Genomic DNA, 22,251 nt, shown 5'->3' on the forward strand with positions numbered 1-22,251 from the left:
CCGAGGAGACCCCATGACCCGACGTTCCACCTCCCGCTCGCTGCGCGTGGCCCTCGCGGCGGCCGGCGCGCTGACGCTGGTGGCCGGTTGTAGCTCGTCGTCGTCGCACTCCGAGGCAACCGGGGCGGGCAGTGCCACCACGTCGGCATCGAAGGCCGGGCCTGCTCCGTCGGGTCTGCAGTCGTTCTACTCCCAGAAGCTCAAGTGGGAGAAGTGCGACGAGGGTGAGTGCGCGAAACTGCGCGTGCCCATCGACTACGCCAAGCCGAGCGGTGCCACGATCGAGATCGCGGTCAACCGCCAGAAAGCCACCGGCACGAAGAAGGGGTCGCTCGTCGTCAACCCGGGTGGACCCGGCGCCTCGGGTGTCGACTATGCCGCGGCCGCCGACAGCATCGTCAGTTCGGGCGTGCGCGAGAGCTTCGACGTCGTCGGCTTCGACCCGCGGGGCGTTCAGCGTTCGGCGGCCATCACGTGCGTCGGCGACGCCGAGCTCGACGATCTTCTCGGTGCCGATCCGTCACCCGACAACGCGGCAGAGCAGAAGGAACTGCTCGCCGCCGACAAGTCCTTCGCCGACGCCTGCAAGAAGAACGCCGGCCCGCTGCTCGGCCACGTCTCCACCGAGGAGGCGGCCAAGGACATGGACGTTCTGCGCGCGGCCCTCGGCGAGGACAAGCTCGACTACCTCGGAAAGTCGTACGGAACGTTCCTCGGAGCCTCCTACGCCGAGCAGTTCCCGAAGAAGGTCGGGCGCATGGTGCTCGACGGCGTGCTGCCGCCCGACCTCACGATGGCCGAGCTCAACGCCGGACAGGCCAAGGGATTCGAAACGGCACTGGACGCCTACCTCGCCTCCTGCACGAAGGAATCCGACTGCCCCCTCGGTTCGGAACCGGCGGCCGGCAAGAAGAAGCTCCAGGAGTTCCTCGCGGGCCTCGACGACAAGACCGTTCGCGCCGAGGGTGACTCGCGCATCGATCGACTCACCGAGGGGTGGGCCGTCAACGGCATCGCCGCGGGCCTCTACGACGAGGCCAGCTGGCCGGGCCTGACGGATGCGTTGCGCGGGGCGATGAACGGTGACGGGACGCTCTTACTCGCCTCGGGCAAGCAGTACGCCGAGCGCAACGACGACGGCACCTACAACGGCAACATCATGCAGGTCATCAACGCCGTCACCTGCCTCGACCGCCCGGCCCCGACGGGCGGCGTCGCGACGTACGAAAAGGAAACGAAGGCGCTCGCCAAGGACGCCCCGACCTGGGGCTCGCAGCTCGCCTGGGCCGGCGCCATCTGCGCGGACTGGCCGGTCAAGGCCACGGGTGAGGCCAAGTCGGTCAAGGCGGCGGGCTCCGGACCGATCGTCGTCGTCGGCACGACCCGCGACCCGGCCACGCCGTACGAGTGGAGCGAGCGCCTCGAGAAGCAGCTCGAGAACGGGCGTCTCGTGAGCTACGACGGTGACGGTCACACGGCCTACGGCCGCGGCTCCGAGTGCGTCGACTCGGCCATCGACTCCTACCTGCTCGAAGGCAAGAACCTTCCGGAGAAGACCACCTGCTGAGGGCCGTCCTCCGGCTCTTTTCGCGACACCCGTTCGACGGGTGGGCGAGCGCGTGGAGGGCCCCCGCAATTCGCGTTCGCCTGCGTCCTCGTGTAATGTCTAGCCTCGCTGCCGGAGATTCTCCGAGCCCCAGCGGTGCCGCTTTAGCTCAGTCGGCCAGAGCGTCTCACTCGTAATGAGAAGGTCGTCGGTTCGATTCCGACAAGCGGCTCAGCGCACGAAAGCCCCCAGGTCTCACCTGGGGGCTTTCGTCATGTCGGGGCAACCGCCTCCGTCCCTGCGGCGAAGCTCACGCCTTCGCGGCGAGCGAGACGCCGATGACGGTGAACACGCCACCCACCGCGCCGTCGATACGGCGGGCTGCGCGGCGATAGCCGTTCGCGACGCGTTCGCCGGACGCAATCCACGCGAGGCTCGCGAACCACGCGAACGCGACGCCGACGATGGTGGCGAAGACCTCGAGCTGGGCGAGCAACGGCGAACCGTGCGGCACGATCGAGGCGAGCAGGGCGCCGAAGAAGACGAGGGCCTTCGGGTTGGCGACGTTCGTCACGAGGCCGATGCGGTACGCCTTCCACACGCTGCGGGTCGCGAGGGGTGCTGACGCAGCAGCCGCATTGGCCGCGGGAGTCTCGTCGTCATTGTTGCTGCTGCGGCGCAGGCTCCACAGGATGCGCAGGCCGTACCCGATGAGGAACGCCGCGCCCAGGTAACGCACGACCTTGTAGGCGGCCTCGTACTGGGCGAAGACCACGGCGAGGCCGGTAAGGGCGAGCACGACCCACAGGGCGATGCCGGTCGTCACGCCGGCGGCGACGAACAGCCCTTTACGGCGACCCGAGGTTGCCGAGGTGCGCATGACGGCGAGGAAGTCGGGCCCGGGGGAGGCGACGGCGACGATCCAGGCCGACAGCAGGGTGAGCCAGGTGGCGAGGGACAAGGGTGCTCCTTCTGGGTGATCAGCCGAGCGTGGGCGTGGCGAAGACGAAGTGCATGTCGGCCCCCTCGGGGCCGGCGATGTAGCGGTGGGGTGCGTCCCCGGGGAACGCGACGAGGTCGCCGGGCTCCAGATCAACGGGGGCGTCCGTGGGGCCGGCCCGCAGCGAGCCGCTCACGAGGATGACGTGTTCGACCGTGCCGGGAGTGTGCGGAACGCCGTCGAAGACGTCGCCGGGCGGCATGTGCAGACGCCAGATCTCGAGGCTGCGGCCTCCGCCGACGCGCGCGAGGAACTGACGGGTGAACTCGTCGTGTGGTGCGGGTTCGGCGCGCACGACGGTGACCTGGCCGGTGGGCTGAACCGTGAGCAGGTCGGTGAGCGGGATGCCGAGGGCTCGCGCCAGGGCGTCGAGCGTGTCGAGCGTCGGGTTGCCGCGCCCCGCCTCGAGATTCGACAGGGTGCCCTTGCCGAGATCAGCTCGTCGCGCGAGCTCGGTGAGGGAGAACCCTCGCTGCTCGCGGCGCAGCTTGATCTGCGCTCCGACGCGTTCGCTCAAGTAGGCCATGTGTTCACTTTAGCGAACGTTTCGTTCGGCGGATAGTGCGATTTGTGTGTGATGGGTCTCGTCATGTGGCGCGTTGGCACCTCAGTCGGCGCCGGGCATAAAGCGACCCTCCCCCGAGCCGTCATCCGTGGCCCGGGGGAAGGGTCGCCGCAGCGCCGTCAGCCGCGCAGGCTGGGGAAGTCCTCGTCGCGGAACTCGCCCTCGGGCCGCTCGTGGGCGTCGGCCAGCTCGTTCTCGCGGCCGCGTAGTTCGACGCGTCGGATCTTGCCCGAGATCGTCTTCGGCAGTTCGGCGAACTCGAGGCGACGCACGCGTTGCCACGGCGCCAGGCGCTCGCGGGCGAACGCGAAGATGCTCTCCGCCGTCGCCTCGTCACCCTCCTGCCCGTCGACGAGGACGAGGTAAGCCTTCGGTACGGCGAGGCGGACGGCGTCGGGGGCCGGCGCGATGGCTGCCTCGGCCACGGCCGGGTGTTCGATGAGCACCGACTCCAACTCGAACGGGCTGATCTTGTAGTCGCTCGCCTTGAACACGTCGTCGGTGCGCCCGACGTAGCTGATGTAGCCCTCGTCGTCGATCGTCGCCACGTCACCCGTGTGGTAGAAACCGCCCTCCAATGCCTCGGCGTTGCGCTTCTCGTCGCCGAGGTAGCCGGTCATGAGCGAGAGCGGCCGGTCGGACAGGTCGAGGCAGATCTCGCCCTCGCCGGCGCCCTCGACGCGCTCACCCGTCATCGGGTCGACGATGACGACCGGGATGCCCGGCAGCGCCCGGCCCATGGACCCCGGCTTCACCGTGGAGCCGGGGGTGTTGCCGACGGACGCCGTCATCTCGGTCTGGCCGTAGCCGTCGCGGATCGTGAGACCCCACGCCTTCTCGACGCGGGAGACGACCTCCGGGTTGAGCGGCTCGCCCGCGCCGATGAGTTCGCGCAGCGATCCCTTGCCGCCCGAGAGGTCGGCGTTGATGAGCATGCGCCACACCGTGGGAGGCGCGCAGAACGTCGTCACCTCGCGGCTGCGCAGCTGCTCCAGCAGGGCGCCGGGGGAGAAGCGCGTGTAGTTGTAGACGAAGATCGTCGCCTCTGCGATCCACGGCGCGTAGAAGCACGACCACGCGTGCTTGGCCCACCCCGGACTGGAGATGTTGAGGTGCACGTCGCCCGGTTCGAGACCGAGCCAGTACATCGTCGACAGGTGGCCCAGCGGGTACGAGGACTGCGTGTGCTCGACGAGCTTCGGCCGGCTCGTCGTGCCGGACGTGAAGTAGTAGAGCAGCGGGTCGCTCGGCGCGGTGCCCGGGTGATCGAGCGGGGTGGCGCCCTCGACGTTCGCGTAGGCGGCGCGCATGTCCTGCCAGCCCTCGCTCTCGCCAACGGAAATGCGCGTGTACGTGCCGGGCACGGAGGAGAACTTGTCGGTGTCCGCAGCGTTCGCGATGACGTGCTTGACGCCGCCGCGCTCGATGCGGTCGACGAGATCGTTCGGCCCGACGGCCGTCGTCGTCGGCATGATGATGGCGCCGAGCTTCATCGTGGCGAGCATGATGTCCCACAACTCCACCTGGTTGCCCAGCATGACGATGACGGGATCGCCGCGCGTGACGCCCTGCTCGGCGAGCCACGCACCCACCGCGTCGGAGCGGCGCGCCATCTCGTCGAACGTCACCTCCTGTGAGGAGCCGTCCTCCTCGACGATGACGAGCGCCTTCGCGTCCTTGCCGCGCGCAACGACGTCGAACCAGTCGTGGGCCCAGTTGAACCGGTCGCCCAGGTCGGGCCACGTGAAAGAGGCGACGGCCTCCTCGTGCTTGCCGCGCAGGGCGAGTAGCTCGTCGCGAGCCTGGCGATAGCGGGTGGTGGCTACGTTCTCGCTCATGTGCGGCACCTTGCCAAAGCGGGCGGGGGTTACGGGCGAGTACGAGTCAGTGCGCGTGAGGTGGGTCACAGCGCTAGGCGCTCAGAGCCAGCCGTTCTCGTCGGCGATGCGCAGGGCGTCGGCTCGCGTGCGCCCACCGGTCTTGCCGATGATCGACGACAGGTGGTTGCGCACCGTTCCCTCGGAGAGGTGGACGCTTCGCGCAATGTCGGCCACCGTGCCACCGTCCGAGGCCGCCTTGAGGACCTCCGCCTCACGAGCGGTCAGCGGCGACTCACCGAAGGCCAGGCTGTCCGCCGCGAGCTGCGGATCGACGACGCGCAACCCTTCGTTGACGCGGCGCACAGCGTCGGCGAGCTGCGTAGCCGGGGTGTCCTTGACGACGAAGCCCTGCACGCCGGCCTGCATGGCGCGGCGCAGGAACCCCGGCCGTCCGAACGTCGTCACGACGAGAACCCGCACCTCGGGCATGGCCCGGCGCAGCGCGGCGCTCGCGGCGATGCCGTCCATGCCAGGCATCTCGACGTCCATGAGGACGACCTCGGGTCGGTGCTCCCGGCAGGCGTCCACGACCTCGTCACCGCGTCCGACCTGCCCGACGACCTCGAGGTCGTTCTCGAGGTCGAGCAGGGCGGCGAGTGCGCCGCGCACCATGGCCTGGTCGTCGGCGATGAGCAGGCGAATCGTCATCGGGTCTCTCCGTTGTTGCGGGGTGGGGCGCCGACGGTGAGTCGGAACCCGTCGGACGTGTCGACGGCGACGCTCGCGCCGACGGCCTCGGCGCGTTCGCGCAGCCCGGCGAGGCCGTTGCCCGAGCCGGCAGCAGTGCCGGGTGTCGCGTCGGAACCGCGTCCGTCGTCGGCGACGACGAGTCGGGTCGGTTCGATCGTCATCGTGCACCGACTCGCGCCGGAGTGGCGGATGACGTTCGTCGTCGCCTCCCGAACCGCCCAGGCGAACAGTTCACGCAGGTCGGGGGAGACGGCGTCGACGCTCATGGGCATGTCGGCGCGAACTCCGGCGTCGGTGAGTGCCGTTCGGGCGCGGGCGATCTCACCCGAGAGAGACATCTCCCGGTAGCCCGAGACGGTGGTGCGCACGTCGGCCAGAGCGCTGCGCGAGAGCTGCTCGAGTTCGGCGATCTGTTCCTTCGCCTTGGCGGGGTCGAGGTCGACGAGCTTGCCGGCGAGTTCGGCCTTCATCGTGATGACGGTGAGGGAGTGGCCCAGGATGTCGTGCAGATCGCGGGCCATCCGGTTGCGTTCCTCCTGCACCCGCAGGAGCGCGACGTCCTCGCGGGCAACCTCGGCCTCACGCCCGCGCGCGGCGGAGAACGCCCCGAGGCCGGCTGCCGCGCCCGAGGCGAGGGCGGCGAAGAGCAGTCCCGTCTCGAGCGGCTTGCCGGTCAGAGACGGCGACAGCGCGTACGTCGCCGCGCACAGGGAGAGAGCCAGCGTGGCACCCACTTTGATGGCGCTCCCGAGCGCGAGCACCACCACGCAGTAGGGCAGGAGGGCGAACGCGCTCTGACCGAGCAGCGGCGCGGCGGCGAGCATTCCGCCCGTCATGACCATCGCGACGAGGCCGGTGATGCTCTGTTCCGTCGTCGTGAGGGGGCGCCCGCTCCACATGCGCCGCATGATGCGGGTTGTCTGAACGCCGTAGAGCAGGCCTCCGGCGATGAGGATGAACGCTCCTGCGGTGCGTCCGCCCCCTGCGGTGATGTTCGAGGTGACCGGCTGGACGAGGAAGATGAGCCAGAAGACGACCCACAGCCAGGTCGTCGCGCTGAGGCGTTCGGACCGCGGGCGCGACGGTTTCTGCGTCGTCGCTTCGGGCGTCGTCACGCCGTCCTCCTCGCTCGTCACCTCGGACCGTCGGTGGCTCACACGCGCTGGGTGTCGCGTCGGAAGCACCACGCGTCACCGAACACGAACACGCAGGCCCACACGACGAGGCTGATCGCCCACGAGGCGTGGAACGCGGAGAAGCCCCCCGCGTGGTCGAGGCTCAGCGGCCACTGCGCGGCCTTGCCGAAACCGTACATCGGGGTGAACGACGCGATGCGGTCGAACGTCGTGCCCTCGTCGATCGGGAAGAAGATGCCGCCGAGCATCGACATGAGCACGAGTAGCCCGCCGAGGTACTGCATGGCGCTGTCGCTGGGCAGGAGGTAGCCGATGAGCAGACCGAACGCGGCGAACACGAGCGAGCCCGCGACGACGACGGCCCCGGACAGAGCCCAGGACATCGGGTCGGCCTTCGCCATACCGGAGATCGCGCCGGTCGCAAACGTCACGCCCGTCGCGATGGTCGACATGACGAGCGCCGCGAGCATCTTGGCGACGATGTAGCTCACGGGCCGCAGTGGCGTGAGGCGCAACTGACGACTCCACCCGAGGTCACGCTCGACGGCGACCGCCGCACCCGCGCTCGTCGCGGCCATGATCGCGCCGTAGAGCGCCATGTTGACCATGACGCTGGCGCTCACGTTGGCCGTCATGTCGGCGCCGAGCTTCTGGCTCTTCTGCGGGATCGAACTGGAGATGAACAGGAACATCGCGATGGGGAAGACGAGGGTGAAGGCGATGCTCTGCTTGTTGCGCAGAACGCGCAGGAACTCGAAGCGCATCAGCCCAAGGTCGAGAAGGCGCGCCCGTGCGGGGCGCCGTCCTGTGATGTCGAGGGTTGTCATGACGTGGCTCCCTGGGTTCGGTTCGACTCGGTGGATCGAGCGTCGGTTTGCGAGGACGTGAAGGAGACGAAGGCGTCCTCGAGGCCGCGTGCGGTGATTTCGAGGTCGTGGGCGTCCGTGTTCGCGAGGAGGTGACGGGCTGTGGCGTCGGAATCGCCCGTGACGAGGTGGAAGCGCTCCCCGGTGCCTTCGAGCGTCGTGACGCCCGGCAGGGCGCGCAGCGCGGCGAGGGCGTCGTCGCTCGCCTGCGGCAAGGTGAAGCTGACGCGGCGTCCGCCGGCCCGGGCGCGGATCTCGGCGGCACCCCCGTCGGCGACCACTTCGCCGTCACGCACCATGACGACACGGTCGGCCCAGTCGTCGGCCTCCTCGAGGTAGTGCGTCGCGAACAGGATGGTGCGGCCCCGTTCGGCGTCGGCGCGGATGGCCTCCCAGAACGAACGACGCGCGTTGACGTCCATGCCGGTCGTCGGCTCGTCGAGGATGAGCAGTGCAGGATCGGGCACGAGCGCCATCGCGAAGCGAACCCGCTGCTGCTCGCCGCCGGAGCACTTGCCGACCCTGCGGTCGGTGATGTTCTCGATGCCCGCGGTGGCGAGGACCTCGTCGACGGGGCGCGGCTGCGCGAACAGGTTGGCGGTGTAGGCGACGGTCTCGCGGACGCTGAGGTCCTTGAGCAGCCCACCCGTCTGCATGACGGCGGAGACGAGGCCGCGCGCCACGGCGTCGCGGGGCTCCAGGCCGAACACCTCGGCCGTGCCGGACGTCGGTTCGGCGAGGCCGAGGATCGTATCGATGGTGGTGGTCTTACCCGCCCCGTTCGGGCCGAGGAAGGCCACGACCTCACCGGGACGGACGTCGAGATCGAGCCCGCGGACGGCCTCCACGGGGCCGTTATTGCCGCGAAACGTCTTCGTGACCTCGCGCAACGTGATGGCTGAAGGTGTGCTCACGCCTCCAGGCTGTCGCGAGCAGGGCGAACCGCCTTCGCCCGAACGTCACGAGGTGCCCGTGACAACTGTCATGACGCGCCGTGGCCCGCGACGTGTGAGTGACGGCCCGGTCTGTGACCGGCGCAGCTCACACAGCAGGCCGGAGCTCACAGATTGTGCGTTGTTGTCGCCACGGACCGCCCGCGCAGGTCAGCCATGATCGGCGGCGCCGCCGCGGCCAGCAGGACGAGCGCGGGCACGAGCAAGGAACGGAACCCCGCGACGCCGTAGAGCGCCACCCCGAGGACGCCCCCGACGAAGAACGCCGTGACGACGCTGAGGTGGAGGCGCAGCTTGCCGGTGTCGGCGCGCACCGGCTCGGGGTCTCCCGGCGTGTTGCGGTAGAGCAGTTTGCCCAGGGCGATGCCGATGTCGGTCACCATGCCCGTCACGTGCGTCGTGCGGATCGTCGCGTTCGACATCTTCGTGATGACGGCGTTCTGCAGCCCCATCGTGTAGGCCAGCACGGCGATGAACACCTGGGACCGCAAGGAGCCGTGGAGGAATTGCGCAAGCGTCGCGAAGATGAGCACGAGCACCGCCTCGAAGGCGAGGATGACGGCGAACCGGCTGCGCAGGCGCCGTCGTCGGGCCCAGTTGAAGGCGATCGCCGTCGACGCCGCGCCGAGAACGAAGAGCGTGAACGCCTCGAAGCCGAGTGCCACCAGCCGCCATTCGCCCCGCGCGACCGAGTGCGAGATCGCGGCGGTGATACCCGTCATGTGCGAGGTGTAGACGTTCGTCGCGATGAAACCGACGCCGTTGAGCATGCCCGCCATGAGCGCGAGGAGCAGCGCGAGGTCGCGGTTCGCCCGATCCGTGCGTTCGGGGCCCGCGGCCCTCGCAAGGACGCGCAACAGACCGGGCATGCTCGCCAGACTAAGGGCCGAAGGGGAGGCGCGCGTTCAGTCGCGCACCGGACGGCGTGCGAACCAGGCGGCCAGCACGGCGCCGGAGACGTTGTGCCACACCGAGAACACGGCGGACGGCAGAGCGGCCAGCGGCGAGAAGTGCACCTTGGCGAGTGTCGCGGCGAGCCCCGAGTTCTGCATCCCCACCTCGAAGGCGAGTGCGCGCCGGGCCTTCGCGTCGGGGCCGGCGAGACGTGCCGCGAGGTAGCCGAGGCCGAGGCCGAAGCCGTTGTGCAGCAGCACGGCGAGGAACACGATGCCGCCGACGGACGCGAGCTTGCCGGCGCTGCCCGCGACGACGATGGCGACGATCCACGCGATGACGACCGCGCTGATCCACGGCAGGGCCGGCGCGATGGCGCGCACACCGGCGTCCTTGATGACGAGGCGCACGACGACACCGAGCACGATCGGCACGAGCACCGTCTTGACGATATCCACCACCATCGAGCCCGCGTCGACGTGGAGGTAGGAACCGGCGAGCAGGGCCGTCAGCGCGGGCGTGACGACGGGCGCCACGAGCGTCGAGACCGTGGCCACCGAAACGCCGAGTGCAACGTCACCCTTCGACAGGAACGTCATGACGTTCGAGGCCGTACCGCTCGGCGCGCAGCCGACGAGGATGAGGCCGACGGCCAGTTCGGGGGAGAGCGACAACGCGTGCGCGATGACCCACCCAGCGCCCGGCATGATGACGTAATGCGCGGCGAGGCCGATGAGCACGGCCCAGGGGCGGCGCAGCACGGCCGCGAAATCCTGCGGCGTGAGGGTGAGACCCATCGTGAACATCACGACGCCGAGCAGGTAGGGCACCCACTGCGCGTGCGGCGTGAAGATGTCGGGCTGGTTGTAGCCCCACAGCCCCGCGAGGACGACGACGATCGGCAGAGCCGTCACCGCGATGAGCGCCGCACGACGCTGCTTCGGCGTTTCGACGGCCTCGGCTCCTGACGTGGAGGCCGTCGAGGACGGTGCTTCGCTGCGGTCGGAGACCATCGTCATCCCATCGGTTGTCGGGGCCCGCCCCGAAGCGGCGTGCGCTGATGGCGTCGGGAGCACCTCCCGAACGTGCCGGGCGCGGTGAGACGCCGACGCGAGAATATCGGAAGCCGAATTAAAGTGAAGGCGTCATGACGAGCACGCCCGCCTCCGCACCCCGCCTTCTCGCGCCGCTCGGCGGACGCCGCGCATGGGCGATCTGGACGGCGGCCGTCGCCGTCTACGTGCTCGCCGTCTTCCACCGCACGTCGCTCGGGGTCGCCGGCATCATGGCGGCCGAGCGCTTCGGCATCAGCTCCTCGCAGCTCGCCACGTTCGCGATGGTCCAGCTGCTCGTCTACGCCGCGATGCAGGTGCCGGTCGGCGCGGCGCTCGACCAGTACGGCTCACGCATCCTCCTCGCAGCCGGCGCCCTGACGATGACCGCCGGCCAGGCCGCGTTCGCCTTCGCCCACACCTTCGCCGCGGGCCTCGGCGCTCGCGTTCTTGTCGGCATGGGCGACGCCATGATCTTCGTCTGCGTGCTGCGCATCGCAGCCTTGTGGTTCCCGCCGATGCGGGCGCCGCTCGTCACGCAGATCACTGGTTTCGCGGGCCAGATCGGTGCGTTGCTCGCGGCCGGTCCGCTCGCAGCAGCATTGCACTCCGTGGGATGGGAGACGACGTACCTGGTCGCCGCCGGCCTCGGCATCGTGCTCGGGCTCGTCATGTGGTTCGTCGTCGTCGACAGCCCGAACCTCGACGAGGAGCGCGACGCCGTGCGCCTGCGCGCCGTCACACGGGCACTCGGTGAGGTGTGGCGCGAACCCGGCACGAAGCTCGGGCTGTGGAGCCACTTCACCTCACAGTTCGCCATGAACGTCTTCGTGCTCCTGTGGGGCTTCCCGTTCCTCACCAAGGGCCAGGGCCTCTCGGAGGCCACGGCGAGCACGCTGCTGTCGCTCATGGTCGTGACGATCATCGTCGCCAGCCCGATGCTCGGCATGTTCACCGCGCGCCGCCCGCACCGCCGCTCGGTGGCCGTCATGGTGCTCATCGGCGCCGCCATCACGCTGTGGACGGTGGTGCTCGTCTGGCCCGGACGAGCACCGCTGTGGCTGCTCGTCCTGTTGTGCATCGTCGTCGCGCTCGGCGGCCCCGGGTCGATGGTCGGCTTCGACATGGCTCGCTCGTTCAACGCGCCGACGCGTCTCGGCAGTGCGAACGGCATCGTCAACGTCGGCGGGTACGTGGCGTCGGTGACGTGCATCGTCGGTATCGGCATCGTGCTCGACCACGTCGCCCCGGGCGGCCCGGCCACCTACGACGTCGATTCCTTCCGCGCCGCGATGAGTGTGCAGTACCTCGTGTGGGCGTTCGGCTTGGCCATGATGTGGCACTACCGCAGGCGCACGCACGACGTCGTCCTCACCGACGACGCGTACACGCACCTGCGCGCGGGCGTGCCGCGCAAGCGTCGCGAACGCGACTGAACCTCAACAGATCAGTACGCGGGCTTCGCGTCGCATTTGTCGCCGAGCGCGCTCATCGTCTTCGTGACGCGCTGGTAGGCCTCGGGGTTCTGCGTCGGCGTCGCGAGCTGCACCTCGTAATCGCCGAGGTGGACGTGCGTGGGCTGGTAGGTGAGCTTCTGCGCGAGCTTGCCGTCCGAGCCGCGGCTGAAGGCGACGTCGACGATCATGCCGTCCTGGGTCGCGGGCTTGAGGTCCGGGTTCTGGTCGTGGCTCTGGTTGCTGATGAAGTTGCCCATGCCGTAGACGACGTACTTGCCGTTGATCTTCTCGCAGGGTTGGGCGACGTGAACATGCGTGCCGAGGATGAGGTCGACATCGGGGGAGTCGAGGAGCTTCTTCGCCAGCTCCCGCTGCTCAGGGCTCGCCTCGGAGCTGTACTCCGGCCCCCAGTGCATGCTCAGCACGACGGCGTCCGCGCCTGCCGCCTTTGCCTTGCGGGCGTCTGCGCGGATGCCTTCGGCCTTGACGATCGGGAACTGCCAGTACTTGAACCAGGGCATGTCCGGCGGCACGTTCGTGTTGGACGCTGCCTCGTTGCCCGTCGTGTACGAGTACGCGAGATGAGCCACCTTGAGGCCCTTGACGTCGTGGATCACCGGCTTCTGGGTGTCCGTCGTATGGGGCGAGGGCCCCTGGTTCTTCAGCCCCGCGTCGTCGAGAACCTTCTTCGTCGACGCGACGCCGGCGAGGCCGCGGTCGACGACGTGGTTGCCGACGCGGTCGCACCCGTCGAACCCGGCGCGCTTGAGCGAACCCGCGACCTCGTGCGGCACGTTGAACGACAGCGTGGCCGGGACGGACAGGTTGGTGTTGTCGGTCGAGAGCGGCGTTTCCATGTGACAGAGCGCGAGGTCGAGCTCGCTGATCGGCTTCTTCACGGCGGCGAACATCGGGTCGAAGTCGTACCCTGAGCCGCCCGCGTTGGCCTTGGCTCGATCACGCACCGGCGTGTGGACGAGAATGTCGCCCGACCCTCCGATGTGAACGACCTGACCCTCTTTCAGTGCCGAGCCGGGTGCTGACGACGATGCGGACGTCCGGCCGCCTGACGGCGTCGCGCCGCCGGTCTCGTCGTCACCGGAACTGCACCCTGTCGATGTGACGAGCAGCGTCGTCGCCGTGATGATGCTCCATAGCGTTCTCCCCATGAGGCCACGGTAGGTCGCCGCCCCGCGGCCATGACGGTTTGCGCATCCCCGTTTGCGTGATCGTCATCTTGGGGATGGCATCCTCGAACGGAGCGCCGGACGCGACGACGCCGGGCCGCCCCTTGCTCAGGGGACGACCCGGCGTCGCCAGCGCTGCCGACCGGTAGCTCAGGACTCCGGCTTGTCGGCCTGGCTGTCGCCCGGCGCCTTGTCGATCGAGCGCTCGGTCTCGTGGGCGCCGTGACCCGGCATCGCCCAGCGGGCCGTCGTCATGCCCTCGGCCTTGGCGCGCTCGAGAGCGTCCTCGACCGTCTTGGCAGCCTCGTCGGAACCGACCCAGTGCGAGCCCTCCTCGACGGACTTGCCCGGCTCGAGCGCCTTGTAGGTCTCGAAGAAGTGCTGCATCTCGCTGAGCGTGAAGTCCGAGATGTCCTTGATGTCCGTGACGTGGTCCTGACGCGGGTCACCCGCGGGCACGCACAGGATCTTGTCGTCGCCACCGGCCTCGTCGACCATCTTGAAGACGCCGATCGAGCGGGCACGCACGACACAACCGGGGAACGTGGGCTCGTCGATGAGCAGCAGCGCATCCAGCGGGTCGCCGTCCTCGCCGAGGGTGTCCTCGATGTAGCCGTAGTCGGCCGGGTAGTGCATCGCCGTGAAGAGGATGCGGTCCAGACGGATGCGACCGGTCTCGTGGTCGATCTCGTACTTGTTGCGCGTGCCGCGCGGAATCTCGATGGTGACGTCGAACTCCATGGTTCGTGGCCCTCCGATAGCTGGTGTAATAGTCCCCTCTCAGTGTTCCGTACTGGGACGGCGAATGGGAAACGAGGGTGTCGATGTCGGCGAAGAAGTGGGCGAGCGCTGGGCTCGTCGTCGCACTTCTCGGCGGGTACGCCACTCTGGACGCCTTCGATGTGGCGCCTGGCGTCCTCACTCTCGAGCGTGGCAACGAACCGCGCACCGTCACCCACGAGGGCACGACGTACGAGCCGGTGCGCGGCGTCTCGTCGGCGCCTGCGCTGCCCACCGCCGCGAACGGCCCGGCGCCGTCGGCCGATGCGGTCAAGAGGAGCGTCGAGACGTCCCTCAAGAGCACGTGGTTGGGGCCGACGACGGCCGTCACGGTGCGGGACGCCGACACGGGTGAGGTTCTCTACGAGCACGATTCGAACAAGGCGACGACGCCCGCGTCCGTGACGAAGCTGGCGTCGGCGTTCGCCGTCGCTCACAGCGACCTTCCCCTCGAGAAGGGGCTGAAGACCCGCACCACACTGAGCGGGACGACCCTGACGCTCGTCGGCGGCGGCGACATGGTTCTCGCGCCGGGTGCGGGCGACGGCTCCAAGATCGCAGGGCACGCGGGGCTCGGCGATCTCGCTGCGTCGACGGCGGCGCAGCTGAAGAAGCGCGGCCTGACGTCGGTCACCCTCGACACGAACACCTCCTACGCCGACGGCCCCGACACGGCGAAGGGGTGGGAGGAAGGTTTCCTCTCCTACGGGTTCACCGCCCGCATCTCCACGCTCGCGCTCGCGGACGACCGCGCCGACAACCGCACGCCGGCCGTGGCCGACCCGACGAAGAACGCCGCCGACGCGTTCACGCGTGAACTCTCGAAGCGCGGCATCAAGGCCACCTACGGCACGAACGTGAAGACCGCGACGAGCGGCACGGAGCTCGCGTCCGTGGAATCGGCTCCTGTGCTCGACCTGCTCGGGCTCGCACTGCAGGACTCGGACAACGCGATGACCGAATCCCTCGCGCGCCAGGCCGCGGCAGCCGAAGGAGTCCACGGCGACAGCACGGTTGTCGGAACCTGGGTGACGAAGAAGTTGAAGGACGAGGGTGTCGACGTCTCCGGCATGAAGCTCGCCGACGCGAGCGGTCTCTCCAAGGGGACGACGCTGCCGGTGCGCATCATCGGCGACATCCTGTCGCGAGCCACGAGCGGCAAGGACGCGAAGTACGCGGAGGTCGTCTCGCGGCTGCCGGTGTCGGCGTGGAACGGAACGCTGCACGACCGCTACACGCGTACCGAGTCCGAGGCCGGCGCAGGCCTCGTGCATGCGAAGACGGGCTCGTTGACGGGCGTCTCGTCGCTGGCCGGTGAACTGCGTACGGTCGGTGGTCACCGTCTCGTCTTCGCCGTGACGACGAACGGTGACTTCCCCGAGGGGCCGGTGGGCGCGAAAACGGCCGTCGACCACCTCGTCGCCCAGTTGACGACATTGAAGTGATCGACGGCCGTTCGTGCGTGGCCCTCGAGGCGAGGGTCAGCCGCGGCGGCGGCGAGTGGCGAAGGCTCCGGCTCCGATGAGACCGGCTCCGGCGAGGGCGCCGACGCCCCAGACCGTCGAGTTGTCACCGTCGTTGTAGTCGGTGTTCACCTTCGGGCCCTCCGAGGCCTTCGGCGCGGAACCCTGCGCGGGGGCAGCGCCCGACTTCGTCGGCGTCGAACCCGTGGGGGCCTGCGGCGTCGTTGTCGAGCCGCCGTTCGTGGCACCGGGGATCGTCACGTTGACTGATCTGCTGATCTGCTGACCGGCGCCGCCGGTGCAGACGGTGGCGTTCAGCGTCACCTTGTAGGTGCCCGGGCCGGCGAAGCGGAAGGTGGCGGGGTCACCGGTCAGCGCCGACGTGTTCACCGGCACCGAACCCGATGTCGTGCAGGCGGCAACGCCGCTGTCACCCGCCGCATTGCCGGTGATCTGGGTCGCACCCTTGGGCGCCACCAGGTTGAAGCTCATGGGCAGGGCCACTCGTTCGCGCTTTCCCCCGATGAGCATCTCGTGCTGGGTGCCGGTGAGGTAGGGCGTGAGCGTCGCGGTGTTGCCCTTGACGGTGTAGCGGATGTGTGGGGTCACGCCGACCTTGGCCGGCGTGGTCGTCGTCGTACCGTCGGCTCCGACGGTGACCTTGTACTTCTTCGTCAACCCGTCGTTGCCCGTGGTGCCGCAGTAGTAGCCGGTGACCGTGATCGTGTACGTTCCCGGCTTCGCGTAGGTGTGCTTGAGGCCCGTGACCTTGTCCTTGAACGTGGTCGTCTCACCGGACGAAGCGCAGGTCGAGCCGCCCATGCCGTCGCCTCCGGTGACCGGCGTACCGTCGCCGTAATCGATGTCGAAGCCCGCGGACTCACCGTCCGAGTAGGCCTTGCCGTCGGCCATCTTCATGAACTGGGAGCCCTCGCCGAGGTAGGTGAGGGTGACGGTGTTTCCGCTGACCTTCGTGGTGACTTCCACGTTGATGCCGGGAACGTTCGTACCTGCGTGAGCCGGAGCGGCGAGGGCCATGATTCCCATGGCGGACGCGGCAGCGACGGTGGGGGCCATGCGCGATGTGCGGAACATGATGACTCCTTGGGTTGGGAGCGGCGCCTTGTGCGTCGGCTACAGGAGTGAGACGTGGATCACCTCCGTCGAGGTTCCGCCGATTGACGATCTTCTTTCCCATAATCGATCGACACAGACCGGAAACCTGTGTGATTCCGGGGGTGTCGGGGGTTGGCGCTAGCCTGAGATTCATGGCAGACCGCACCTATATCGACTGGCGATTCGCGCGATCGTCGGGCCGCCGACTGAGTACGGCAGGGCCCCGGCTCGAGGCGAACGAGATGGCCGAGGTCGTTGCCGAGCTGCGTGACGCTGCCGTGCGTGCGCACGATCCGGTAGCCGAAACGGCGCAGCTCGGCACAGATGGTGACCTGGGGCCGGTGCACATCGTCGACAGGGCCACGTGGATCGACGTCAATGTCGTCTCGCTCGAGGGCATGCTGGCGCCGGTCGTCGACAAGATTACGGCCAAGCGCCTCGCCGGACCGGTTTCCCGCGCGGTGACGGCGAAGGTCAGTGGCGGCGAACTCGGCGGCCTCATGGCGTTCATGTCGAGCAAGGTGCTCGGCCAGTACGACATTGCACCGGGTGGCACGCCGTCACTCATGCTCGTGGCCCCGAACGTCGTCGCGGTGGAACGCGAACTCGATGTCGACCCCCACGACTTCCGTCTCTGGGTGTGTCTGCACGAAGAGACCCACCGGGTTCAGTTCACGGCCGTGCCGTGGCTGCGCGAGCACGTCGTGAGCGGAGCCCGCGATCTCCTCGTCGAGATGGCGCCCACGCCCGAGGAGATGGCCGAGCGTGTCGGCGAGATGGCCAAACGGCTGCCCGAGGTTTTCCGCGAGGGCTCGATGGGCCTCACGGATCTGTTCGCCACGCCGGAGCAGCGTGAACGTATGGCCCAGCTGACGGCCGTCATGTCGTTGCTCGAGGGGCACGCCGACGTCGTCATGGACGACGTGGGTCCGCAGGTCGTGCCGAGCGTCGAGACCATCCGTGCCCGGTTCGGTGAGCGTCGTGACGGACTCGGCAATGTCGATCGCCTGCTGCGCCGCCTCATGGGACTCGAAGCGAAGATGCGTCAGTACAAGGACGGTGCGGCGTTCGTGCGATCGGTGCAGAGCAAGGTCGGTGTCGATGGATTCAACGCTGTGTGGGCAGAACCGGTCAACCTGCCGACGCCCGCGGAGATCCAGCGCCCGCAGCTGTGGGTCGAGCGCGTCCACGGCTCCCTGTTCAAGTAGGTCATCTTCCATGCCCGGCCCCCATCCCGCTGTCGCGCTGACGCGCCTCGCCGTTCGTCACGGGCTGCGGCGCACTTTCGCGCGTCACAACCCGCGCCACGGAGTGCCGCGCGTCGTCGTGGGCGTGAGCGGGGGAGCCGATTCCCTTGCGCTGGCAGCGGCGCTCGCGTTCGAGGCGCCCAAGCAGGACGTCGAGGTCGACGTCGTCATCGTCGATCACGGGCTGCAGAAGGCTTCGGCCGAGGTGGCAGCTCGAGCGGCGAACGCGTGCACCGAGAAGCTCGGGTACGCGCCGGAGCGGGTGCGTGTCGTGCGGGTCGAGGTCGACGCATTGTCCGCTGACGGGCCCGAGGCCGCCGCCCGCATCGCTCGTCACGAGGCGCTCCTGAGCGTGGCCGACGAGGTCGGTGCCGCGCGCGTCGTCCTCGCTCACACGGCCGACGACCAAGCCGAACAGGTGCTTCTTGCGCTGTTGCGGGGCAGCGGAACCACCGCCCTCGCCGGCATGCGCCCCGACCGTGACGGTCTGCTGCGCCCCTTCCTTCTCGGCTCCGACGTCGTGCCCGGCGGCCCTGTCACCCGGGAACACACGGAAGCGGCCTGCGTGGCACTCGATCTCGAGCCGTGGCACGACCCCCACAACGACGACCTGCGCTACGCCCGCGTCCGGGCCCGGCGAGCACTCGGCCTGCTCGAACGCGACCTCGACGCCCCGACGCTGCGCCGCAGTCTCTTCCGGAGCGCGGCCGCGGCCGGTCGGGACGCCGACCTGTTCACCCGCCTCACCGACGAGGCCCTCACCCGTCTCACGGGAACCCCGGACGAGACGCAGTGGCCCGCGCACTGGCCGGTCGAAGCGCTCGGCGCACTCGACCCCGCGCTGCGCATCCGTGCCCTGCGTCGGTTGCTCGTGCTGCACGGTGCACGCTCGAGTGAGCTCGCTCAGCATCACCTCGCCGACGTCGAGCGGCTGCTCGTCGCCTGGCACGGTCAGGGCCCGATCGACGTGCCCGGCAACGTCGTCGTCAGCCGAATCGGGGGCGAGGTCGTCATCGGCCCGCGCAATGTCGGACAATGACTGGAGCACGCCACGTGGGCGTGCCCGCATCGAGCATGAGTCGCCACGAGCACAAGGAGCCTTCGATGGACTCTTCCCACATGGGAAACGACCTCGAGAACGTGCTGTTCACCGAGGAGCAGATTCACCAGCGTCTGGACGAACTCGCCCAGGACATCTGGCGTGACTACGAGGGCAAGGACGTTCTGCTCGTCGGCGTGCTCAAGGGCGCCATCCTCGTCATGGCCGACCTCATGCGCGCCCTCCCGGGCAGCGTTCCCATGGACTGGATGGCCGTCAGCTCCTACGGTTCCGGCACGAAGAGTTCCGGGGTCGTGCGCATCCTCAAAGACCTCGACACCGACATCACGAACAAGCACGTGCTCATCGTCGAGGACATCATCGACTCGGGCCTGACGCTGAGCTGGATCCGCAGCAACCTCGAGTCGCGCAGCCCCGCGTCCGTCGAGGTCTGCACGCTGTTGCGCAAGCCGGAGGCCGCGAAGGTCGAGATTGACTGCAAGTACGTCGGTTTCGAGATCCCGAACGCCTTCGTCGTCGGCTACGGCCTCGACTTCGACGAGAAGTACCGCAACCTGCGCGACATCGGCACGCTCGCCCCGCACGTCTACTCCTGACCTGCGCATCCGATCGACCCGTCCGCCGGCATCGGTGTGCGCATGTTCGGAACAACCGGCGCACACCACACGTTGACGACGTGTTGACACGCATTCTCGACGAGAGGATCGGGGCCCGCCCCGCATCACATGAACGGTAAGAAGCTCCTCCGGGCCCCCGGCCTGTGGATGATCGTGGCGCTCGGTGCTGCCCTGCTCTTCTACATGGCGAGCAACATCGGCGGGTACTCGCGCATCGACACGTCCCAGGCTGTGTCGCTCATCAACAGCGACAAGGTCGAAAGCGCCAAGGTGACGCCCGACAGCGTCAGCCTCACGCTGAAGCAGAAGCAGGACATCGGCAGCCTCAAGGGCGTCGAGCGGGTCGAGGCCGACTACGTCGACGCTCGTGGCGAGCAGATCGTCAACGCGCTCAACGCTCACCAGCCGCCCAAGGGCTTCACCGACGACCCGCAGCGCCAGGGCATCTTCGTCAGCCTGCTGATGAACCTGCTGCCCATCCTGCTGCTCGTCGGTCTGTTCTGGTTCTTCATGAGCCAGGCGCAGGGCGGCGGCTCCAAGGTGATGCAGTTCGGCAAGTCGAAGGCCAAGCTGCACAGCAAGGACATGCCGACGACGAAGTTCGCCGACGTCGCCGGTGCCGACGAGGCCGTCGAGGAACTCAAGGAGATCAAGGACTTCCTCGCCGACCCGGAGAAGTACGAGCGCATCGGTGCCAAGATTCCGCGCGGTGTGCTGCTCTACGGTCCTCCCGGAACGGGTAAGACGCTCCTCGCGCGCGCCGTTGCCGGTGAGGCCAACGTGCCGTTCTACACGATCTCCGGCTCCGACTTCGTCGAGATGTTCGTCGGTGTCGGTGCGAGCCGTGTGCGTGACCTGTTCACGCAGGCCAAGGAGAACTCGCCCGCGATCATCTTCGTCGACGAGATCGACGCCGTCGGTCGTCACCGTGGCGCCGGCCTCGGCGGTGGCCACGACGAGCGCGAGCAGACGCTCAACCAGCTCCTCGTCGAGATGGACGGCTTCGACGACCGCACGCGCGTCATCCTCATCGCCGCGACGAACCGCCCCGACATTCTCGACCCGGCGCTGCTGCGCCCGGGCCGCTTCGACCGTCAGATCGCCGTCGAGGCCCCCGACATGGGCGGGCGCCACCACATCCTGCAGGTGCACGCACAGGGCAAGCCGATGGCCAAGGACGTCGACCTCATGTCGGTCGCACGCCGTACGCCGGGCTTCTCCGGTGCGGAGCTCGAGAACGTGCTCAACGAGGCCGCGCTGCTCACGGCGCGCACGAACGGCACGATCATCACGAACGAGGCACTCGACGAGGCCATCGACCGCGTCATGGCCGGCCCGCAGAAGAAGTCGCGCCCGATGAGCGCCAAGGAGCGCAAGGTCACCGCGTACCACGAGGGTGGACATGCGCTCGTCGCCGCGGCGATGAACAACACCGACCCGGTCAGCAAGATCACGATCATGCCGCGTGGCCGCGCCCTCGGTTACACGATGGTGCTGCCCACCGACGACAAGTACTCGACGACGCGCAACGAGCTGCTCGACCAGCTCGCCTACGCACTCGGCGGTCGCGTCGCCGAGGAGATGGTCTTCCACGACCCGTCCACCGGTGCGAGCAACGACATCGAGAAGGCCACGAGCATTGCCCGCAAGATGGTCACGCAGTTCGGCATGAGCGAGAACGTCGGCGCGGTGCACCTCGGCAACTCCGGCGGTGAGGTCTTCCTCGGTCGCGACATGGGCGGCAACAACCGCGAGTACTCCGAGGACATCGCTTCGGTCATCGACCGTGAGGTCCGCAAGCTCATCGAGGCGGCGCACGACGAGGCGTGGCGCGCTCTGGGCAACAACCGCGACATCCTCGACGCGCTCGTGCTCGAACTGCTCGAGAAGGAGACCCTCGAGGCCGAGCGTCTCGCCGAGATCTTCGCGAACGTCCGCAAGGAGCCGAAGCGCGACGTGTGGCTCTCGAGCGCCGACCGTCACGTGAGCACCCGTGGCCCGGTCATGACGCCTGCCGAGGAGCGTGCGCTCGCGGCGGGCAAGAACATCGACGACAACGAGCCCAAGGACGAGGTCACCCTCTACCCGCCGCAGCCGCCGGCCGGCCCCGGAACGCAGGGGCCCACGGACACGGATCCGGGTCTTGGCTGACACGAACGCCGTGCCGAGCGGCGAGGTCGACCTTCCGCGGATCGAGGCTGCGGTTCGGGAGATCCTCGCCGCCGTCGGTGAGGACCCGGATCGTGAGGGTCTGCTCGACACTCCGGCCCGCGTCGCCCGCGCCTACGCGGAGACCTTCGTCGGCCTGCGCCAGACGCCGGCCGACGTCCTCGACAAGACGTTCGACGTCGAGCACGAGGAGCTCATCCTCGTGCGGGACATCGAGGTCTACTCCACGTGCGAGCACCACCTCGTGCCGTTCCACGGCGTCGCGCACGTCGGCTACATCCCGTCTCCCTCGGGGCGCGTGACGGGCCTGTCGAAGCTCGCACGCCTCGTCGACGTGTACGCCAAGCGTCCGCAGGTGCAGGAGCGCCTCACGACGCAGATCGCGGACGCCCTCGTCGAGCACCTCGACGCGCAGGGCGTCATCGTCGTCATCGAGGCCGAGCACCTGTGCATGTCGATGCGCGGTATCCGTAAGCCGGGTGCGCGCACCATCACGTCCGCGGTGCGCGGGCAGCTGCGCAACACGGCCACGCGCGCTGAGGCAATGAGCCTCCTCATGGGCAAGTGACGACG

At 68.6% G+C, this 22,251-nt stretch carries 20 protein-coding genes and 1 tRNA gene; 9 read left to right on the top strand and 12 right to left on the bottom strand.

What is annotated here, in order from left to right; translation table 11 throughout:
* Positions 1-13 precede the first annotated feature (13 nt).
* Both EVU97_RS08000 and EVU97_RS08005 read left to right on the top strand, forming a co-directional pair.
* Positions 14-1,567, top strand: a complete 1,554-nt coding sequence (locus EVU97_RS08000; RefSeq protein WP_129664916.1) for an alpha/beta hydrolase — start codon at positions 14-16, stop codon at positions 1,565-1,567.
* A gap of 137 nt (positions 1,568-1,704) precedes the next feature.
* Positions 1,705-1,778 (top strand) — tRNA-Thr (locus EVU97_RS08005).
* Between the two features lie 78 nt (positions 1,779-1,856).
* On the opposite strand, the gene EVU97_RS08010 is transcribed toward EVU97_RS08005, so the two are convergent.
* The 9 genes from EVU97_RS08010 to EVU97_RS08050 form a co-directional block, all read right to left on the bottom strand.
* Positions 1,857-2,507 carry a LysE family translocator gene (locus EVU97_RS08010; RefSeq protein WP_129664918.1) on the bottom strand — a complete coding sequence of 217 codons (651 nt, stop codon included), beginning with the start codon at positions 2,505-2,507 and terminating at the stop codon, positions 1,857-1,859.
* Positions 2,508-2,526: 19 nt separating this feature from the next.
* On the bottom strand, positions 2,527-3,072 hold the full coding sequence (locus tag EVU97_RS08015; protein WP_129664920.1) for a helix-turn-helix domain-containing protein: 546 nt from the start codon (positions 3,070-3,072) through the stop codon (positions 2,527-2,529).
* 158 nt (positions 3,073-3,230) lie between these two features.
* Positions 3,231-4,949 carry an AMP-binding protein gene (locus EVU97_RS08020; RefSeq protein ID WP_129664922.1) on the bottom strand — a complete coding sequence of 573 codons (1,719 nt, stop codon included), beginning with the start codon at positions 4,947-4,949 and terminating at the stop codon, positions 3,231-3,233.
* A gap of 81 nt (positions 4,950-5,030) precedes the next feature.
* Entirely contained in the window at positions 5,031-5,639 is a 609-nt protein-coding gene (locus tag EVU97_RS08025; protein ID WP_129664924.1) for a response regulator transcription factor, read from the bottom strand.
* Entirely contained in the window at positions 5,636-6,796 is a 1,161-nt protein-coding gene (locus EVU97_RS08030; RefSeq protein ID WP_129664926.1) for a sensor histidine kinase, read from the bottom strand. Before EVU97_RS08030 ends, EVU97_RS08025 begins: the two co-directional genes overlap by 4 nt.
* 38 nt (positions 6,797-6,834) lie before the next feature.
* On the bottom strand, positions 6,835-7,644 hold the full coding sequence (locus tag EVU97_RS08035) for an ABC transporter permease (protein ID WP_129664928.1): 810 nt from the start codon (positions 7,642-7,644) through the stop codon (positions 6,835-6,837).
* On the bottom strand, positions 7,641-8,597 hold the full coding sequence (locus EVU97_RS08040) for an ABC transporter ATP-binding protein (protein WP_129664930.1): 957 nt from the start codon (positions 8,595-8,597) through the stop codon (positions 7,641-7,643). The genes EVU97_RS08035 and EVU97_RS08040 overlap by 4 nt, the downstream gene beginning before the upstream one ends.
* A gap of 146 nt (positions 8,598-8,743) precedes the next feature.
* Entirely contained in the window at positions 8,744-9,505 is a 762-nt protein-coding gene (locus tag EVU97_RS08045; protein ID WP_129664932.1) for a YoaK family protein, read from the bottom strand.
* 36 nt (positions 9,506-9,541) lie between these two features.
* Positions 9,542-10,549, bottom strand: coding sequence for a bile acid:sodium symporter family protein (locus tag EVU97_RS08050; RefSeq protein ID WP_240730162.1), 1,008 nt, complete (start codon positions 10,547-10,549; stop codon positions 9,542-9,544).
* Between the two features lie 128 nt (positions 10,550-10,677).
* Here EVU97_RS08050 and EVU97_RS08055 point away from each other — a divergent pair, with 128 nt between their 5' ends.
* The gene (locus tag EVU97_RS08055) at positions 10,678-12,018 is read left to right on the top strand and encodes a nitrate/nitrite transporter (protein ID WP_129664934.1); all 1,341 of its coding nucleotides are present in this window, start codon (positions 10,678-10,680) and stop codon (positions 12,016-12,018) included.
* An 11-nt stretch (positions 12,019-12,029) separates the two neighbouring features.
* On the opposite strand, the gene EVU97_RS08060 is transcribed toward EVU97_RS08055, so the two are convergent.
* Both EVU97_RS08060 and EVU97_RS08065 read right to left on the bottom strand, forming a co-directional pair.
* On the bottom strand, positions 12,030-13,208 hold the full coding sequence (locus tag EVU97_RS08060) for a CapA family protein (RefSeq protein WP_129664936.1): 1,179 nt from the start codon (positions 13,206-13,208) through the stop codon (positions 12,030-12,032).
* A gap of 168 nt (positions 13,209-13,376) precedes the next feature.
* Positions 13,377-13,967: an inorganic diphosphatase gene (locus EVU97_RS08065; RefSeq protein WP_129664938.1), complete on the bottom strand. Its 591-nt coding sequence runs from the start codon at positions 13,965-13,967 to the stop codon at positions 13,377-13,379.
* 83 nt (positions 13,968-14,050) lie between these two features.
* Between EVU97_RS08065 and dacB the strand changes: the two genes are divergently transcribed.
* The gene (gene dacB / locus EVU97_RS08070; RefSeq protein ID WP_129664940.1) at positions 14,051-15,451 is read left to right on the top strand and encodes a D-alanyl-D-alanine carboxypeptidase/D-alanyl-D-alanine-endopeptidase; all 1,401 of its coding nucleotides are present in this window, start codon (positions 14,051-14,053) and stop codon (positions 15,449-15,451) included.
* Between the two features lie 36 nt (positions 15,452-15,487).
* Here the strand turns inward: dacB and EVU97_RS08075 are convergent, their stop codons facing one another.
* Entirely contained in the window at positions 15,488-16,564 is a 1,077-nt protein-coding gene (locus EVU97_RS08075; RefSeq protein WP_129664942.1) for a hypothetical protein, read from the bottom strand.
* A 173-nt stretch (positions 16,565-16,737) separates the two neighbouring features.
* On the opposite strand from EVU97_RS08075, the gene EVU97_RS08080 reads away from it, so the two are divergent.
* The 5 genes from EVU97_RS08080 (at position 16,738) to folE (ending at position 22,246) form a co-directional block, all read left to right on the top strand.
* Complete coding sequence (locus EVU97_RS08080) at positions 16,738-17,793, top strand: zinc-dependent metalloprotease (protein ID WP_129664944.1); 1,056 nt, start codon at positions 16,738-16,740, stop codon at positions 17,791-17,793.
* A 10-nt stretch (positions 17,794-17,803) separates the two neighbouring features.
* Positions 17,804-18,871, top strand: a complete 1,068-nt coding sequence (tilS, locus tag EVU97_RS08085; protein ID WP_129664946.1) for a tRNA lysidine(34) synthetase TilS — start codon at positions 17,804-17,806, stop codon at positions 18,869-18,871.
* 65 nt (positions 18,872-18,936) lie between these two features.
* Complete coding sequence (hpt, locus tag EVU97_RS08090) at positions 18,937-19,488, top strand: hypoxanthine phosphoribosyltransferase (RefSeq protein WP_129664948.1); 552 nt, start codon at positions 18,937-18,939, stop codon at positions 19,486-19,488.
* A gap of 129 nt (positions 19,489-19,617) precedes the next feature.
* Positions 19,618-21,660 (top strand): ATP-dependent zinc metalloprotease FtsH, encoded by a 2,043-nt coding sequence (gene ftsH / locus EVU97_RS08095; protein ID WP_129664950.1) that lies wholly within the window; start codon positions 19,618-19,620, stop codon positions 21,658-21,660.
* Positions 21,653-22,246 (top strand): GTP cyclohydrolase I FolE, encoded by a 594-nt coding sequence (folE, locus tag EVU97_RS08100; RefSeq protein WP_129664952.1) that lies wholly within the window; start codon positions 21,653-21,655, stop codon positions 22,244-22,246. Before ftsH ends, folE begins: the two co-directional genes overlap by 8 nt.
* Positions 22,247-22,251: the final 5 nt, after the last annotated feature.

This window comes from Dermacoccus sp. 147Ba (assembly GCF_004151355.1).
In the GTDB taxonomy this organism is placed as follows: Bacteria; Actinomycetota; Actinomycetes; order Actinomycetales; family Dermatophilaceae; genus Dermacoccus; species Dermacoccus abyssi.